This is a genomic window from Ruegeria sp. HKCCA5839 (genome assembly GCF_013035585.1).
Taxonomy (GTDB): Bacteria; Pseudomonadota; Alphaproteobacteria; order Rhodobacterales; family Rhodobacteraceae; genus Ruegeria.
Genome location: NZ_WQIE01000001.1, coordinates 645,225 through 661,046 on the forward strand (window position 1 = coordinate 645,225; position 15,822 = coordinate 661,046).

Annotated in this window: 16 protein-coding genes; 7 read left to right on the plus strand and 9 right to left on the minus strand. The window is 58.7% G+C overall.

Features of this window, described 5'->3' with window-relative positions:
• Window positions 1-29 precede the first annotated feature (29 nt).
• The 6 genes from GOV38_RS03175 (at window position 30) to infC (ending at window position 4,891) form a co-directional block, all read left to right on the plus strand.
• The gene (locus GOV38_RS03175) at window positions 30-344 is read left to right on the plus strand and encodes a DUF2849 domain-containing protein (protein ID WP_171207593.1); all 315 of its coding nucleotides are present in this window, start codon (window positions 30-32) and stop codon (window positions 342-344) included.
• 62 nt (window positions 345-406) lie between these two features.
• Window positions 407-2,071, plus strand: a complete 1,665-nt coding sequence (locus GOV38_RS03180; protein WP_171207594.1) for a nitrite/sulfite reductase — start codon at window positions 407-409, stop codon at window positions 2,069-2,071.
• Complete coding sequence (locus GOV38_RS03185; protein ID WP_171129247.1) at window positions 2,061-2,822, plus strand: phosphoadenylyl-sulfate reductase; 762 nt, start codon at window positions 2,061-2,063, stop codon at window positions 2,820-2,822. Before GOV38_RS03180 ends, GOV38_RS03185 begins: the two co-directional genes overlap by 11 nt.
• Window positions 2,819-3,226: a DUF934 domain-containing protein gene (locus tag GOV38_RS03190; RefSeq protein ID WP_171098713.1), complete on the plus strand. Its 408-nt coding sequence runs from the start codon at window positions 2,819-2,821 to the stop codon at window positions 3,224-3,226. Before GOV38_RS03185 ends, GOV38_RS03190 begins: the two co-directional genes overlap by 4 nt.
• A 105-nt stretch (window positions 3,227-3,331) precedes the next feature.
• Entirely contained in the window at window positions 3,332-4,183 is an 852-nt protein-coding gene (locus GOV38_RS03195) for a ferredoxin--NADP reductase (protein ID WP_171098712.1), read from the plus strand.
• A 159-nt stretch (window positions 4,184-4,342) separates the two neighbouring features.
• Window positions 4,343-4,891: a translation initiation factor IF-3 gene (gene infC, locus GOV38_RS03200; RefSeq protein WP_171207932.1), complete on the plus strand. Its 549-nt coding sequence runs from the start codon at window positions 4,343-4,345 to the stop codon at window positions 4,889-4,891.
• Window positions 4,892-4,962: 71 nt separating this feature from the next.
• On the opposite strand, the gene GOV38_RS03205 is transcribed toward infC, so the two are convergent.
• The 6 genes from GOV38_RS03205 to GOV38_RS03230 all read right to left on the minus strand — a co-directional run bounded on the left by GOV38_RS03205 (window position 4,963) and on the right by GOV38_RS03230 (window position 12,376).
• Complete coding sequence (locus tag GOV38_RS03205; RefSeq protein ID WP_171207595.1) at window positions 4,963-6,279, minus strand: aspartate aminotransferase family protein; 1,317 nt, start codon at window positions 6,277-6,279, stop codon at window positions 4,963-4,965.
• A gap of 153 nt (window positions 6,280-6,432) precedes the next feature.
• Complete coding sequence (locus tag GOV38_RS03210; protein WP_171129239.1) at window positions 6,433-7,224, minus strand: xanthine dehydrogenase family protein subunit M; 792 nt, start codon at window positions 7,222-7,224, stop codon at window positions 6,433-6,435.
• 102 nt (window positions 7,225-7,326) lie between these two features.
• Window positions 7,327-9,687, minus strand: coding sequence for a xanthine dehydrogenase family protein molybdopterin-binding subunit (locus GOV38_RS03215; protein WP_171207596.1), 2,361 nt, complete (start codon window positions 9,685-9,687; stop codon window positions 7,327-7,329).
• 83 nt (window positions 9,688-9,770) lie between these two features.
• Entirely contained in the window at window positions 9,771-10,256 is a 486-nt protein-coding gene (locus GOV38_RS03220; RefSeq protein ID WP_171098704.1) for a (2Fe-2S)-binding protein, read from the minus strand.
• A 153-nt stretch (window positions 10,257-10,409) separates the two neighbouring features.
• A complete protein-coding gene (locus GOV38_RS03225) occupies window positions 10,410-11,411 on the minus strand; it encodes a molybdopterin-binding protein (RefSeq protein ID WP_171207597.1) in 1,002 nt (333 codons plus the stop codon).
• Window positions 11,408-12,376, minus strand: a complete 969-nt coding sequence (locus GOV38_RS03230) for an XdhC family protein (protein WP_171207598.1) — start codon at window positions 12,374-12,376, stop codon at window positions 11,408-11,410. Before GOV38_RS03230 ends, GOV38_RS03225 begins: the two co-directional genes overlap by 4 nt.
• Before the next feature lie 204 nt (window positions 12,377-12,580).
• Here GOV38_RS03230 and GOV38_RS03235 point away from each other — a divergent pair, with 204 nt between their 5' ends.
• Entirely contained in the window at window positions 12,581-13,081 is a 501-nt protein-coding gene (locus tag GOV38_RS03235) for a hypothetical protein (protein ID WP_171098699.1), read from the plus strand.
• On the opposite strand, the gene GOV38_RS03240 is transcribed toward GOV38_RS03235, so the two are convergent.
• The 3 genes from GOV38_RS03240 to GOV38_RS03250 are packed head-to-tail and all read right to left on the minus strand — an operon-like array spanning window position 13,078 to window position 15,788.
• On the minus strand, window positions 13,078-14,337 hold the full coding sequence (locus GOV38_RS03240) for a VWA domain-containing protein (protein ID WP_171129228.1): 1,260 nt from the start codon (window positions 14,335-14,337) through the stop codon (window positions 13,078-13,080). The genes GOV38_RS03235 and GOV38_RS03240 overlap by 4 nt on opposite strands.
• Window positions 14,330-14,875 carry a nucleoside kinase gene (locus GOV38_RS03245; protein ID WP_171129226.1) on the minus strand — a complete coding sequence of 182 codons (546 nt, stop codon included), beginning with the start codon at window positions 14,873-14,875 and terminating at the stop codon, window positions 14,330-14,332. Before GOV38_RS03245 ends, GOV38_RS03240 begins: the two co-directional genes overlap by 8 nt.
• 4 nt (window positions 14,876-14,879) lie before the next feature.
• A complete protein-coding gene (locus GOV38_RS03250; RefSeq protein ID WP_171207599.1) occupies window positions 14,880-15,788 on the minus strand; it encodes a MoxR family ATPase in 909 nt (302 codons plus the stop codon).
• Window positions 15,789-15,822: the final 34 nt, after the last annotated feature.

Genomic DNA, 15,822 nt, shown 5'->3' on the forward strand with positions numbered 1-15,822 from the left:
CACAGACAGAAGATTAAGGAGCACGCCACATGGCCCGCGCGTTTACACCCAAGGTGGTCACCGCCAATGACCTGATGGAAGGCGATGTGATCTATCTGACAGAAGATGACCGTTGGTCGCGGACTTTGTCCGAGGCCGAGCTGATCACCGATGAAGCCCATGCACAGCTGCGTCTGCTGGATGCCGAGCGCCAAGCCAATATCATCGTGGGTGCCTATCTGGCAGATGCCATTGCCGGTGAAAACGGTCCCGAACCTACCCATTTCCGTGAGGATTTCCGCAGTACTGGGCCTTCCAACTACGCCCATGGAAAGCAGGAAACACAAACGCAGCCCCGGTCCTGATCACAGGCCACTTCTCCCCTTAAAGGCCCCGGACCTGGGGCTGCAACGAAGGACAGCTAGACATGTATCGTTACTCTGAGTTCGACACAGCCTTCCTGGAAGAACGTAACAAGCAATTCCGTGCACAGGTCGAGCGTCGTATCGACGGATCGCTCACAGAAGATGAGTTCAAGCCCCTGCGCCTGATGAATGGCCTGTATTTGCAACTTCACGCTTATATGCTGCGGGTTGCCATTCCCTATGGCACGCTCTCCAGTGATCAGATGCGCCAACTGGCCCTACTGGCCGAAAAGTGGGACAAGGGCTATGGCCATTTCACCACGCGTCAGAACATTCAGTATAACTGGCCCAAACTGAAAGACGTGCCGGATATGCTGGACGCTCTGGCCGAGGTTGGCATGCACGCTATTCAGACCAGCGGCAACACCATCCGCAACGTGACCGCCGACCATTTCGCAGGCGCTGCCGCGGATGAGGTCGCTGATCCTCGCCCCTATGCCGAACTGCTGCGCCAGTGGTCGACCGATCACCCGGAATTCCAGTTCATGCCGCGCAAATTCAAGATCGCCATCACCGGAAGCGAAAACGACCGTGCCGTGATCAAGGCGCATGATATCGGTCTGCAACTGGTTGAGCGCGAAGGTGTTCTGGGCGCGCGTGTCATCGTGGGTGGTGGTTTGGGCCGTACGCCCATGATCGGCAAGGAACTGTCCGAATTTGTCGCCTTTGACGATCTGCTGGCCTATCTGGAAGCCACGGTTTCCGTCTGGAACCAGATCGGTCGGCGCGACAACAAATACAAAGCGCGTATCAAGATCACCGTGCATGAGAACGGCATCGACACCATTCGCGCCAAGGTTAATGAACGTTTCCTACAGGTACGTCCGCAATTCAAAGGCGCTGACATGAACCTGCTGGAAGAGATCAAGACCCACTTCGCGGCGCCCAATTTCCGCGAAGGCTCGGTTGCATCCTTTGAAAGCGCCTATACCAACGATCCGGTTTTCCGTTCGTGGGTCGATACAAATATCGCGCCGCATAAGAATGCGGACCACGCGATTGTCACGATCTCGATCAAGAAACACGGTGCAACGCCGGGTGATGCAACTGCCGAGCAGATGCGCGTGATGGCTGATCTGGCCGAAAAATTCGCCTATGACGAGCTGCGTATAAGCCATGAGCAGAACGTGATCCTGCCGCATGTCCACAAATCGGACCTGCCAGCGATCCATGCGAAGCTCAAGGAACATGAGCTGGCCACCGCCAATATCGGCCTGATCAGCGATATCATCGCGTGCCCCGGCATGGATTACTGCGCACTGGCGACAGCGCGTTCGATCCCTGTGGCACAGGAAATCGCGACACGGTTTGATGACCTCAAGCTTGAGCACGATATCGGCCATCTGAAAATCAAGATCTCGGGCTGCATCAACGCCTGCGGTCACCACCATGTAGGTCATATCGGCATCCTTGGTCTGGATCGCGCAGGGGTCGAAAACTACCAGATCACCCTGGGTGGCGACGGAACCGAAACGGCGGCCATTGGCGATCGTACAGGTCCCGGCTTTGCCTATGATGAAATCGTTCCGGCGGTGGAACGGATCGTCGACACCTATCTGGAACAGCGCGAAAGCGCAGAGGAAGAGTTCCTGCAGACCTATCGCCGGGTTGGCATGGCTCCGTTCAAGGCAGCCCTCTACCCCGAGGCGCAGGCGAATGCCGCTTGACCTTATCCAGACGGAGCTGGGCAAGGACCGCGCCGAACTGACCGAAAAGGTCGAGGCGCTGAATGCCCGGTTCCGCCATCACTCGGCCCATGACGTGATGCATGGTGCGCTTGAGGCGATCGACGAATTGGCCTTGGTCTCCAGTTTCGGAGCAGAGTCGGTGGTGTTGCTGCATATGGCGGCGGTGGTCAACAAGATGACCCCGGTGCTGTTCATCGACACTCAGATGCTGTTTGCAGAAACGCTGGAATACCAGCAAGAGGTCAGCGAACGTCTGGGGTTGAAGAACGTCAAAATCATCCGCGCGGATGAAGAGGACGTTCAACGTGACGATCCGTACGGCGCGCTGCGCCTGCGTGACATGGATGCGTGTTGCAACCTGCGCAAAACCTTCCCGCTGCAACGGGCACTGTCCGGCTTTGATGGCTGGATCACCGGACGCAAACGGTTTCAGGCAGGCACCCGCGCCGCGCTTGAATTCTTTGAGGTCGAAGACGGTACAGGCCGGATCAAGGTGAACCCGCTGGCCCATTGGGCGCCCGAAGATGTGCGCGCCTATATGGAAGAAAACAACCTGCCCCGGCACCCGCTGGTGGCCAAAGGATACCCTTCGATCGGCTGTGCCCCCTGCACCTCACCGGTCAAAGAGGGCGAAGACCCCCGCGCCGGACGCTGGCGCGATCAGAACAAGGAAGAATGCGGCATTCATTTTGTCGATGGCAAGATGGTGCGCGCCGGAGAGAAAACATGAACGTAATCGTAACCGATGAGGGGTTCAGCCCCGATGACTGGACCGACGGCTATGTCACACTGGATGATGCCGCGAATGATGTTGTGGCCCTGGATGTGGCCTCGGACACCGACCCTGATGAGCTGGTTGAACGTCTGGGCTGCGCCAAAATGGTGCGGGTCGATTTTCCGTCGTCGGCGGATGGGCGCGGTTTTACCATCGCGCGCGTCTTGCGCCTGAAAGGCTATACGGGGCGCTTACGCGCCAAAGGTCATGTGCTGGCTGACCAGTACGCCATGGCCCGCCGCAGCGGGTTTGACGAGGTTGAAATCGACAACGCTTTGGCCACACGTCAGCCCGAAGATCAGTGGCTGGCCCGCGCCAATTGGAAAGACAACAACTACCAGGCACGCCTGCGCGGATAATCCGACATCGCCTGCTTGTGAAGAAACGGGGGCAATCTGTCCCCTTTTCTTGCCTTCTAACAGTGTTTAAACGGAGATGCCGGTCGCCCGACCAGCTGTGAAACGATGACAGAGATGAAACCCGTGACCGAAGCCACCGCCGTCAAGGCCCCCGTCCTTCCCGACGCCCAAACTGTAACCGATGTCAAACATTGGACGGACAAGCTGTTCTCGTTCAAGGTCACGCGTCCCGCCTCATTGCGGTTCCGCTCGGGCGAGTTTGTGATGATCGGCCTGATGGGCGACCCTGACCCCAAGACCGGCCGCCAGAAACCTCTGCTGCGCGCCTATTCGATTGCGTCGCCGTCCTGGGACGAAGAGCTTGAGTTCTATTCGATCAAGGTGCAGGACGGCCCGCTGACCTCGAAGCTTCAACATATCCAGCCCGGTGATCAGATCATCCTGCGCCCCAAGCCGGTTGGCACACTGGTGCATGACGCATTGCTGCCCGGCAAGCGAATCTGGTTCTTTGCCACCGGCACAGGCTTTGCCCCCTTTGCATCGCTGCTGCGCGAGCCGCAGACCTATGAAGACTATGACGAGGTCATCATCACCCATACCTGCCGCGACGTGGCCGAGTTGAATTATGGTCGCGAGCTGATTGAAAGCATCAAACAAGATGAGCTGTTGGCCGAGCTGATGGGCGAAGGTTTTGCGGACAAGATCCGCTATTACCCGACCACAACACGCGAAGACAGCCCCAAGATGGGCCGCATCACCACCCTGCTGCAAGACGGAACGGTCTTTGCCGATCTGGGCATCGAAGGCGGTATCAAACCTGAAACCGACCGTGCAATGGTTTGCGGCAGCTTGGCCTTCAACCATGACATCAAGGCCATCCTGGAAGAGTTCGGCCTGCGCGAAGGCGCAAATTCCGACCCCAAGGAATTTGTCATCGAAAAGGCCTTTGTCGGCTGATCACGATCTTCAACCGGGCGCGCCACCGCCCGGTTGGCCCAAAACATCTGAAAAATCCGGTGATTTTCGTTCCGCGCCTTCGTTATGCCGCTTGAAACGCAGCGTTGGGCGGTCTAAATTCCGGGCTCGAAATTCTGCAATTATCAAAGGAATGAACCCATAGCCCGCAGACCTCACAACGCGCCGCCTCAGAGAGAGACCGGCCCGCGTGTCAATGAAAGCATCCGTGCCCCCGAAATTCGCCTGATTGGCGCCGAAGGTGAAAATGTCGGGGTGGTTCATCCTGCCAAAGCCATGCAACTTGCCGTAGATGCGGGCCTTGATCTGGTCGAAATCTCGCCCAACGCTAAGCCGCCCGTCTGCAAGATCATGGATTTCGGCAAGTTCAAATACGAACAGCAAAAACGCGAAAGCGAAGCCCGCAAGAAACAAAAAGTCATCGAGGTCAAAGAGGTCAAGTTCCGGCCCAACACCGACACTCATGACTATGACGTCAAGATGAAGAACGTCTTCAAGTTTCTGGAAAAGGGCGACAAGGTCAAAGTCACTCTGCGCTTCCGCGGTCGCGAAATGGCCCACCAAAATCTGGGGCGCGAGCTTTTGGAACGCGTAGCCGAAGATATCAAAGAAATCGGCAAGGTCGAGAATATGCCCAAGATGGAAGGTCGTCAGATGATCATGATGATCGGCCCGCTTCCGCAGAAATAAGACCCCTGAAATCTGCAGACGACAAGCCCCTTCGCACACGAAGGGGCTTTTGTTTTGCGCAAGGCAAAGACTTACAGAACCTGATCCAAAGCCCGCCCCAGCTTATCAACCAACTCATCAAGCTGCGCGTCTTCAATGATAAAGGGCGGCGCCAACAGTATATGGTCTCCACTGCGCCCATCGCGCGTGCCCGACATCGGGTAACAGATCAAGCCCTCGGCCATCGCGGCTTTCTTGATCTTTCCCGCAATGCCGCGCGACGGATCAAATGGTTCTTTGCTGGTCCGATCCTCGACCAGTTCCACCCCGATAAACAGCCCCCGCCCGCGAATATCGCCGACATGCGCGTGCTGACCAAAGGCTGCATTCAATTTCGATTTCAGCTTTTCTCCCATGACACCTGCACGCGCCGGCAGGTCACGCCCCGTCAGCTCTTGCACAACGGCCAAGGCCGCTGCAGTCGCCACCGGGTGACCTACATAGGTGTGCCCGTGCTGGAAAAAGCCCGAGCCCTGACGGATCGCATCATAGATCTTTGAACTGCACAGCATGGCGCCGATTGGCTGATACCCCGCGCCCAATCCCTTGGCGATACACAGAATATCGGGCTCTACATTATCATGCGCGCAGGCAAAGAGATGCCCCGTGCGCCCCATTCCGCACATCACTTCATCCAGAATTAAAAGTACCCCGTAAGTATCACATATTTCGCGAATTCTCTGGAAATACCCTTCGACCGCCGGCACCGCGCCCAGTGTCGCGCCAACCACCGGTTCAGCCATAAACGCCATCACCGTGTCGGGCCCGAGCCGCTGGATTTCGGCCTCCAAAGCGTTGGCGACCCGTTGCCCATAGTCATAACTGCTCTCACCATCTGGCTTTTCGGCATATTCGTAACAGGCGGGAATATGCGTCATGTCGATCAGCATCGGTGCGAATTGCGCGCGGCGCCATTCATTGCCACCCGCCGACAACGCCCCAAGCGTGTTGCCGTGATAGCTCTGCCGCCGAGCGATCACGTGGCGTCGCTCAGGCTGGCCGATTTCCAGAAAATACTGCCGTGCCAGCTTGATCGCAGCCTCCGTCGCTTCGGACCCGCCAGAAACAAAATAGGCCCGGTCCAGATCAGCGGGCGCATGGTCGATCAAAAGATCTGCCAAGGCTTCGGCAGGTTCAGACGTCATGAACCCGGTATGGGCAAAGGCAATTTTTGCCACCTGATCCTGCACCGCCTGAATAACCGCCGCGTTCGAGTGGCCCAGACAGGACACAGCCGCATCACCACAATCCAGATATCGACGCCCCTGAGCGTCCAACAGGTAACACCCGTCCCCGCCAACAGCCGTTGGCAATTCGCTTTTGGTATGACGTGGAAATACATGGCTCATTGTACTGTCCTTTGCAGCCGTTCAAACGCCAACGCGGTACGCTGGTTTCAAGGTGAAACCTACTCCATTTTCATCGGTGCACAATGTCGTCTCAACCAAAAGAAAAAGCCCCAAGGTCTCCCTCGGGGCTTTTCAATCGCTTGAAAGCGAGCTTTACAGACAGGCCGATACTGCGCGTTTGGTCATCACACTGACCAGATGCGCGCGGTATTCCTTGCTGCCATGCAGATCGCCGATCATGTTCATCGGGTTGATCTTCAGATCCATCAGCGCGTCCGCGCGGAACTCCTTGCTCAGCGCCGCCTCGGCCTCGGACCACCTGAACACACCGTCCTCGCTGGCACCCGTCACCGCCACGCGCACACCGTCGGCAAAGCGCGCCACATAAACGCCAACGAGGGCAAAGCGAGACGCGGGCTGCAGGAACTTCTCGTAACATGCCGCCTGTGGCACCGGGAACCGGACCTGCGTGATGATCTCTCCTTCCTCAAGCGCAGTGCTGAACATGCCCTCAAAGAAATCATCGGCTGCGATCTCACGCGTATTGGTCACGATGGTCGCGCCCGAACCCAATACACCCGCTGGATAACAAGCCGCCGGATCATTGTTGGCCACCGACCCGCCGATTGTACCACGATTGCGCACAGCCGGATCGCCAATCTGCCCGGCCAACGCCGCAAGCGCAGGATATGAGCTCGCCGCCTCTCGGGCCACCACAGCATGAGGAGTCGCCCCACCGATTGCCACAGATCCGTCATCCTCGACGCAGACACCGATCATCTCGGCAATGCCGCTGAGCGACACCAGTGCCGATGGGGACGCAAGTCGCTGTTTCAGCGTCGGGATCAGCGTTTGACCACCCCCCAGGGCTTGCGCATCTTCCGCCCCCAAAGCCGCCACAGCATCCGCTATGGTCGACGGCTTCTCAAACTCGAAATTATACATCTCGTCTTCCTTTCCAAAATCAGGACAAGGCGCGCCCCGTCCTTCTTCTGTTCAAAAATACCTCGGGGGTCTGGGGGCAGAGCCCCCAGCTTCCCTGACCTCTCAGCTGTTCATCGCCGTCCAAACGCGCGATGGGCTTACCGGCATGTCGATATGATCGATGGCCTTTCCGCCCGAATTCAGCGCATCCAGAACCGCATTGACCACAGCGGGCGGCGAACCAATCGCGCCAGCTTCACCACAGCCTTTCACACCCAGAGGGTTGTGCGTACACGGCGTCTGGCTGGAATGATCCACACCATAGAACGGCACGTCATCGGCACGCGGCATGGCATAGTCCATGAAGGACGCGCTCAGCAGTTGGCCGTTCTCGTCATAGGCACAGTTCTCAAGCAACGCCTGCCCGATCCCCTGGCCAATTCCGCCGTGCACCTGGCCGTCCACGATCATCGGGTTGATGATATTGCCAAAGTCATCCGTAGCCGTGAACGCCTCGATGCTGACCTTCCCGGTTTCGGGATCAACTTCAACTTCGCAGGCATAGGCCCCGGCGGGATAGGTAAAGTTGGCAGGATCATAGAAGGCGGTCTCTTCCAGCCCCGGCTCAACCTCCAGCGGGAAGTTATGCGGCACGTAAGCTGTCAGGGTCACATCGCCCCAGGCCACCGACTTGTCGGTGCCTGCGACGCTGAATTGACCATCCTTCAACTCGATATCCGCCTCGGACGCTTCCAGCAGGTGGGCTGCGATTTTCTTGGCCTTATCGATCACTTTCTCGGTCGCGCGCACCATCGCAGAGCCGCAGACCGCAAGGCTGCGTGAGCCATAGGTGCCCATGCCAAACGGGATCTTCGAGGTGTCACCATGCACGATCTCGACCATCGACTCGTCAATGCCGATCATGTCCGCCACAACCTGCGGGAAGGCGGTCTCATGCCCCTGCCCGTGGCTATGTGCCCCCACCATCACACTGATCGAGCCGGTGGCATTCACGCGCACGGTCGCAGCATCATAAAGACCCGCGCGTGCACCCAGCATACCGACGATATTCGACGGGGCGATTCCGCAAGCCTCAATATAGCAGTTGATGCCCAAACCGCGCAGCTTGCCCTTGGCTTCGCTCTCAGTCCGACGCGCGGCAAAGCCCGCGATGTCAGCAGCGGCCTCAAGCTTGTCCATCGTTCCGTGATAGTCACCGGTGTCATAGGTCAGCGCCACAGGCGTGTCATAGGGGAACTGAGTGACAAAGTTCTGGCGGCGCAACGCAATCGGGTCGACCCCCAACTCACGCGCGGCTTTGTCGATCACGCGTTCCAGCTGATAGGTCGCCTCGGGGCGGCCTGCCCCACGATAGGCATCGACCGGAACGGTGTTGGTAAACATGGCCTTCACATTCACCTGAATGACCGGCGTCTTGTAGTTGCCCGCCATCAGCGTGCCATGCAGCCAGGTCGGAACCGAACTGGAGAAGGTCGACAAATACGCACCCAGATTGGCGTAAGTATTTGTCCGCAGAGCGATAAAGTTGTTATCCGCGTCCAGCGCCAGTTCGATCGTGCTGACATGGTCGCGGCCCTGCGCGTCTGACATGAACGCCTCGGACCGGCTCGATGTCCACTTGACCGGACGGTTACAGGCCTTGGCCGCGAAGGTGCAGAACGCCTCTTCTGCATAGTGGAAGATCTTGGTGCCAAACCCACCGCCCACATCCGGGGCCACAACGCGCACCTTGTGCTCGGGCAGGCCCAGCACGAAGGCACACATCAGCAGCCGGATCACATGCGGGTTCTGTGACGTGGTATAGAGCGTGTACTCGTCGGTGCCGCGGCTGTATTCGGCCAGCGCCACACGCGGCTCCATTGGGTTGGCCACAAGACGGTTATTGACCAGATCCAGAGTGGTCACATGGGCCGCATTGGCAAAGATCCCGTTGATCTTGTCATTGTCTTCTTCGCCCAGATGCCAGTCGTAGCAGATGTTGTTTTTCAGGTCGTCATGCACCAGCGTCGCGCCCTCTTGCGCGGCGGCTTTCATGTCCAACACGGCTGGCAATTCGTCGAGATCGACCTCAATCGCTTCGGCCGCGTCACGCGCCTGTTCCAGACTGTCGGCCACGACAGCGGCAATCGGGTCGCCCACATGGCGAACCTTGCCTTGCGCCAGAATGGGGTGCGGCGGCTCCTGCATGGGCGCGCCATGCCGGTCGGTGACTTCCCAACCGCAGGGCATACCGCCCACGCCTTCGAAATCCTTGCCGGTGAACACTTTGACCACGCCCGGCATCGCCTCAGCGGCTGACGTGTCGATACTGTTGATCCGTCCATGCGCGATGTCCGAGCGCAGGAAATACACATGGGCCTGGCCATGCGCGTTGATGTCGTCGGTGTAATTGCCTGCTCCGGTCAGAAAGCGTACGTCCTCGCGCCGCTTGGAACTGGCTCCGATGCCACTGTCTTTGGGCATTGCTTGTTCTCCTCCGATAAACGGATGCGTCCGGCGCATCCCTTACGTCTCTCACGGGCGTCTCAATCACGCCCGCAGCGGCATCATTCCGCAGCGATGCTGCTGACGTCCTGGCCCGATGCGGCCATGATCGCCTTGACGATGTTATGATAGCCGGTACAGCGGCACAGATTGCCTTCCAGATACTTGCGAATCTCAGCCTCGGACGGGCGCGGGTTGTCTTTCAGCAAAGCCGCAGCGCTCATCACCATGCCCGGAGTGCAGAATCCACATTGCAGCCCGTGATGATCCTGAAACGCCTGCTGGATGACATTCAACGTGCCGTCCTCTGCGGCCTGCCCTTCGATTGTGCCCACATCGGCACCATCCGCCTCAAGCGCCAGCATATTGCATGATTTCACAGCTTCGCCGTTCACATGCACCACGCAAGCGCCGCATTGCGCTGTGTCGCAGCCGACATGTGTTCCGGTCAAAGACAGGTGATCGCGTAGAAAACTGGACAGCAATGTCCGGCCTTCGACGTCACCGCTCACGGACTTACCGTTCACGGTCATTGAGACCTGTGTCATGAGATCCTCCCAATTTGGTGTTTTCGTTGGGCCCGAGTTAAACACGGGAAAATTTGTTTGAGAACAAAAATATTTGCTTGATTTTTCAGCCAATTCACCCAGCAACCCTTCGCAGGCATCGCCCTTACGCAAAAGCGTAAAACTGACGTGGCGTCATTTGCGGCGCTGCGCTCGGGGTTGTGGGCGTGTCGGGATCTCTTTCAGCAGCCCACCGACGCCCATGCCGGCAATATCTGCTGCCGTGGTTTCAATCCCGCAAGCTACCCGAGACAGCACCCAATCGGCCCCGTTCAGCGCCGGAGACCGCGCGCAGCCCGGCAGGCCGATCACCGGCCGCGTTCCCAAACTGCCCAGAAACAAGAGGTTACCGGGGTCCACGGGCATCCCGAACCGGTCCACATGCCCACCAGCCACGCGCACCGCATCGGGCGCGACATCCTGCGGGTCCGACGTGGCCGAGCCTGTCAGGATCAGCGCAACATCGCCGTGCAGACCTTTCAACGCCGTGCTCAGCGCGTCAACGCGATGGGGCACGACTTGCACATCCGTCAGATCCATCCCCAATGCTTCAACCCGACCGCGAATGGCAGCGATCCCTTTTTCATTGGCGGGCCCTCCCGGTATGTCGGTCACCACCAACCCGGCGCTGTGATGGATGGGTTGTGCAAGGCGAATAGCGTCCTGCGCAAAGCGGGCTGCTTGCATCACATCGCCACCAGGCACCGCATAAGAGATTACCTTGATCGTGGCGACCATGCCGCCTTCGCCCATCTGTTGGTACTGAGGCACAGTGGCGACGGTGATCATCGGATTAATCTGATTGACCGCGCTCAGCGCCTCAAGATCCAGAACTGCGACTCCCGGCCCATCGGCCAGAAGATTGACGCGCCCCGTAAACGGCTCGGTCACGCGCAAATTGGCAGATTTCGGATCGGGCGTCAGAGCGGCAGCAAGCTGCCGCGCGGCCTCGTCTTCGTGACAATCGCCGGGCTCCAGTCGGGCAACGGTGACCTCGGCAATGCCTGCGGCAGACAGTGCCTCAAGATGCTCTTCATCCAGCGCGATACCTTTGCGCAGCTTTCGACCGCCTGCCTGCACGGAATGCGCCAGAATCGCCCCTTGTGCCTCGGCAACCGGGAGCGGGCCGAACTTCACGCTTTGCCTCGCAGTACAGCGGTCATCTGAGCCAGAATCGCAACGGCAATTTCGGCAGGGCTGGCCGCGCCGATATCCAGCCCAACAGGGCCATGAATGCGTGCGATCTGCTCTTGTGTGAACCCGGCCTGCATCAACCGATCCACCCGCTTGGCATGGGTCCGGGTCGACCCCAATGCACCGATATAGAAGACGCCCGCCGACAAAGCGGCTTCTAGCGCAGGATCATCCAGTTTGGGATCATGGGTCAGCAATACAATGGCCGTGCGACTGTCCAGACCCAGCTTCATCACCGCCTCATCGGGCCAGTCGGTGAGAATTGTCTCACCCGGGAACCGTTCGTCCGAGGCAAAAGCCTCACGCGGGTCAACGATGGCCGGATCGTACCCCGCAATCCGCGCCATCGGCACAAGAGCCTGCGCGATATGCACCGCGCCCACCACGATCAGGCGCAGCGGCGGGTTGTGCACCGCCACAAAGGTCTGTCCGTCTTCGTCAAAGCCCGACCGATCCATCCGAACGCGGTCGGCATGCGCATTGCGGCGTAGCGCGCGGTGTCCGGTTTCGACATTCACCTCATAGACCAGCGGCTCGCGCCCTGCCCGGGCCTGCACCAACTCGGCCAGCATCGCCTCGGGCAGAACCTTGCCCACAGGTTCGACCAGCACACGGATCGTCCCTCCACAGGCCAGCCCGACGGCAAAGGCATCCTCGTCGCTGACTCCGAATTCCAGCAGACGGGCATCGCCCTCCTCGATCGCTTCCAAGGCTTCGACGATCACAGCACCTTCGACACACCCGCCCGAGACCGAGCCTTCGATGCGCCCATCACCGCCAATCACCAATTGAGAGCCGACGCGCCGCGGGGCGCTGCCCCATGTTTCGACAACAGTGGCCAGAGCAGCCCCGGTCCCGTCGCGATACCACTTCAGCGCTGTTTCAGGACTGCTGTCGAATCTGTCCATCTTGGCCTCCGCTCCTCGTCTGCACCAACATAAGCAGCTTTCGCAAATTGAAAAGCTGACTGGGCGCTCATCCAAGCAACAAACAGCCCCCAAAGGTGCAAATATTCAGAATCGATTGATTGTATGTGTCGGGCGTTCTAGCGTGCTGATACGTTCAGGTGGGCATTGGACAAGCCCCCGGCGATTTCAACACAGGAGACAAAAATGAAACGCATTTTTACTGTCGGCGCTGCACTGGGTCTATTGATGTCGACAGCAAGCTATGCTGACAGCTTTCTGCGCTATGGCGAGGTCGAAGGTTGGAAGGTCTTTATCGATGAAGACAAGAAATCCTGTCTGATCGAGGCGGTGGACGATTCGGAAAACGTGGTTCAGATGGGTCTGACCGAAGATCGCGGTGTTGGATATGTGGGTGTCTTTACCAAGGCGGAAACCGATATCAAGCGCGACGAAAAGGAGGCGGTGGCGATTCTGATCGGTGACAACATCTATGTTGGCGAGGCGACCGGAATGCGCGGCAACATCACCAAAGGCTATTCCGGCGGGTATGTGCTGTCTGACGATCCGCAATTTGCCGAAGATCTGGCCAAGCAAAAGGTGATGGTGGTGTTTCCCGAAAAGGAATTTGCCTTCACCGTTGACCTGACGGGCACCTACAAAGCCATGGAAATGGCGCGCAAGTGCAACGCGGAACAGCTGTCTTAAGCAGACAGCGCCGCCATCAATCGGGCTTTCTGCCCCTGGTCGTCGGGTTCAGAGATCACGGCGGCCAGATCTTGCAGCGATGCAATCGAGTGTCCGGCGCGGAAACTGTCCACATGAGGCAGCATCGCGGCCACCCCCTGCGCCTTGGGGGCGAACCCGTCCCACCGCAAAAGCGGGTTCAGCCAGATCAGGCGTTTTGAGGACAGGTGCAGGCGCTCGATCTCTTTCTCCAGTCCTTCAGGGTCTCCGCGTTCCAACCCGTCGGTGATCAGCAGCACCACGGCCCCCTGCCCCATGACCCGCCGCGACCAGTCGCGATTGAACTGATGCAGGCAATCGCCGATCCGCGTCCCGCCCTCCCAATCTTGCGCTTCAGCCCCGGCAGCGGCCAGCGCCGCATCCACATCGCGCTGATGCAGATGGCGGGTGATGTTGGTCAGGCGGGTGCCAAAGGTAAAGGCATGAACCTTGGCCCATCCCGCACCTTTTGCATTCGAGACCGTATGCAGAAAATGCAGGATAATCCGGCTGTACTGGCTCATCGAGCCAGAGATATCACAAAGCGCCACCAGATTGGGCCAGCGGGGTTTGGGATGCTGTCGGGCAATGTCGCGCAGCTCTCCGCCCTGGCGAATGGCTGCGCGCAGGGTCCGGGCACGGTCGATGCGGTAGCCCAGATGACTGGCCTGCCCGCGCCGCGACATGATCGGTTTGACCGGCAAGGACATTTGCGCCAGAACCCGTTTGGCCTGCGCGATCTCGGCGGTGCTCATCTGTTCAAAGTCGAGATTGCGCAACCTCTCCTCGGATGAGGCGGTTTGGGTGGCGTCAATCTCAATCTCGGTCTCGCCCTCGTCCTGAGCAACCGGTTCAGGTGCGTCCTGTTCAACGCCGTCCAGCAGCGCTTCTGCCGCGCGCTTTTCCCCGGCATCGGCCTTGCGTTCTTCCTGCACACCCCGGATGGCGGGCAGCATCATGGCCATCATATGTTCCATATATCGCGGATCGCGCCAATACATGCGGAAGACCTGCGCAAAGACAGTGCGATGTTCGGGGCGGTTTACGAAACAGGCGTGCAGCGTCCAATAGAAATCCTGTTTTTCGGTGAAGCCAGCCGCTTGCACCGCCCGGATCGCATCAATCACACGCCCCGGCCCGATCGGCAGCCCCGCCTTGCGCAGCGCACGAGCAAAATGCGTGATATTCTGCGCCAGCTTGGGGTTGTCGGGGATATCGGGAGGGAGCAGTTCAGCCATCTACTTTTCCGAGATGGGTAAGGATTTCATTCGCAGCTGCTTGAGCCGCCATTTTCGAAACGTCCAAGACCACTGCTTCGTCAGGAACAAACAGCGTATCCGTCTGTCGGATAGATGCCAGAACGTTGGCATCCATCAATTTGGCACCACCCTTTCGGGATGGGTCCCGCAATCTTCGCTGATTTTCCTCTACGGAGCTATCCAATACAAAAAGATACAAAGGCGCGTTGCGATCATTAGCAAGGTCCAGTGTTGGTTGGAACAATGGCAAAGCGGCCGGTTCATCCGCCAACGCGTCGGTAAGAACGATGGGCACGTCCTTGGGCAAACGGCGAGCGTGATCGAAAATGAGGTGTCGAACCTCTTCGCGCATGGCGACGCTCTCGGGTGTATTGCGGGCATAGATCGCGCGCGCAGCATCCAGCATCAGGTGGTTATGGATCAGCCGGCCACCCAAAGTCTCAGCCAGTATCCGTCCGATTGTCATTTTGCCCACACCGGGCCAACCGCCAATATGGATAACGGGCGCGACACTCATCGGATCAAGCTGGTTCCAGACTTGCCTTGGCCTCGTCTAATATCCGTTTGGCTTCGGTCCCTTGCAGTTTCTGGATGTCATCCTGGTATTTCAGGATCGCGCCCAGCGTGTCGCCGATCACCTCGGGGCTGAGGTTCATGACATCAAGGGCGAGCAGGCATTTGGCCCAGTCGATGGTTTCGGCCACACCCGGTTTCTTGAACAGGTCTTCGGTGCGCAAACGCTGGACAAAGGCCACAACCTCTCGGCTGAGGCTTTCAGCGGCTTCGGGTGCGCGGGCGTGCAGGATTGCGATTTCGCGTTCGAAATCGGGGTAGTCGACCCAGTGGTAAAGGCAACGACGTTTCAGCGCGTCATGGACTTCGCGGGTGCGGTTCGAGGTGACGATCACAATCGGAGGTTCTGGCGCCTTGACGGTGCCAAGCTCGGGGATCGTCACCTGAAAATCACTGAGCGCTTCGAGCAGGAAGGCCTCGAACGGCTCGTCAGTGCGGTCAAGCTCATCGATCAGTAAAACCGGCGCGCCGTTTTCATCCGGGCGCATGGCTTGCAGCAAGGGACGTTCGATCAGGTAGTCATCTGAGAACAGCTCGTCCTGCAGAGCAGCCCGGTCGGCCCCGCCCGAGGATTCGGCTGTGCGAATGGCCACCATCTGTGCCGGGAAGTTCCATTCATAGACCGCCGAGGACGCATCCAGACCTTCGTAACATTGCAAGCGGATCAGTCGGCGGTTCAGACCGGCGGCCAGAGCCTTGGCAATCTCGGTCTTGCCGACACCGGCCTCACCTTCCAGAAACAGCGGGCGGCCCAGTTTGAGCGACAAGAACACAACCGTCGCCAGGGCGCGGCCACAGACATAGCCTTGCGTTGCCAGCATCTGCTGGACCGCATCGATGGAATTTGGCTGCGTCATGGATCCTCCTGCCCTGTCATCGGCTAAAAGGTCA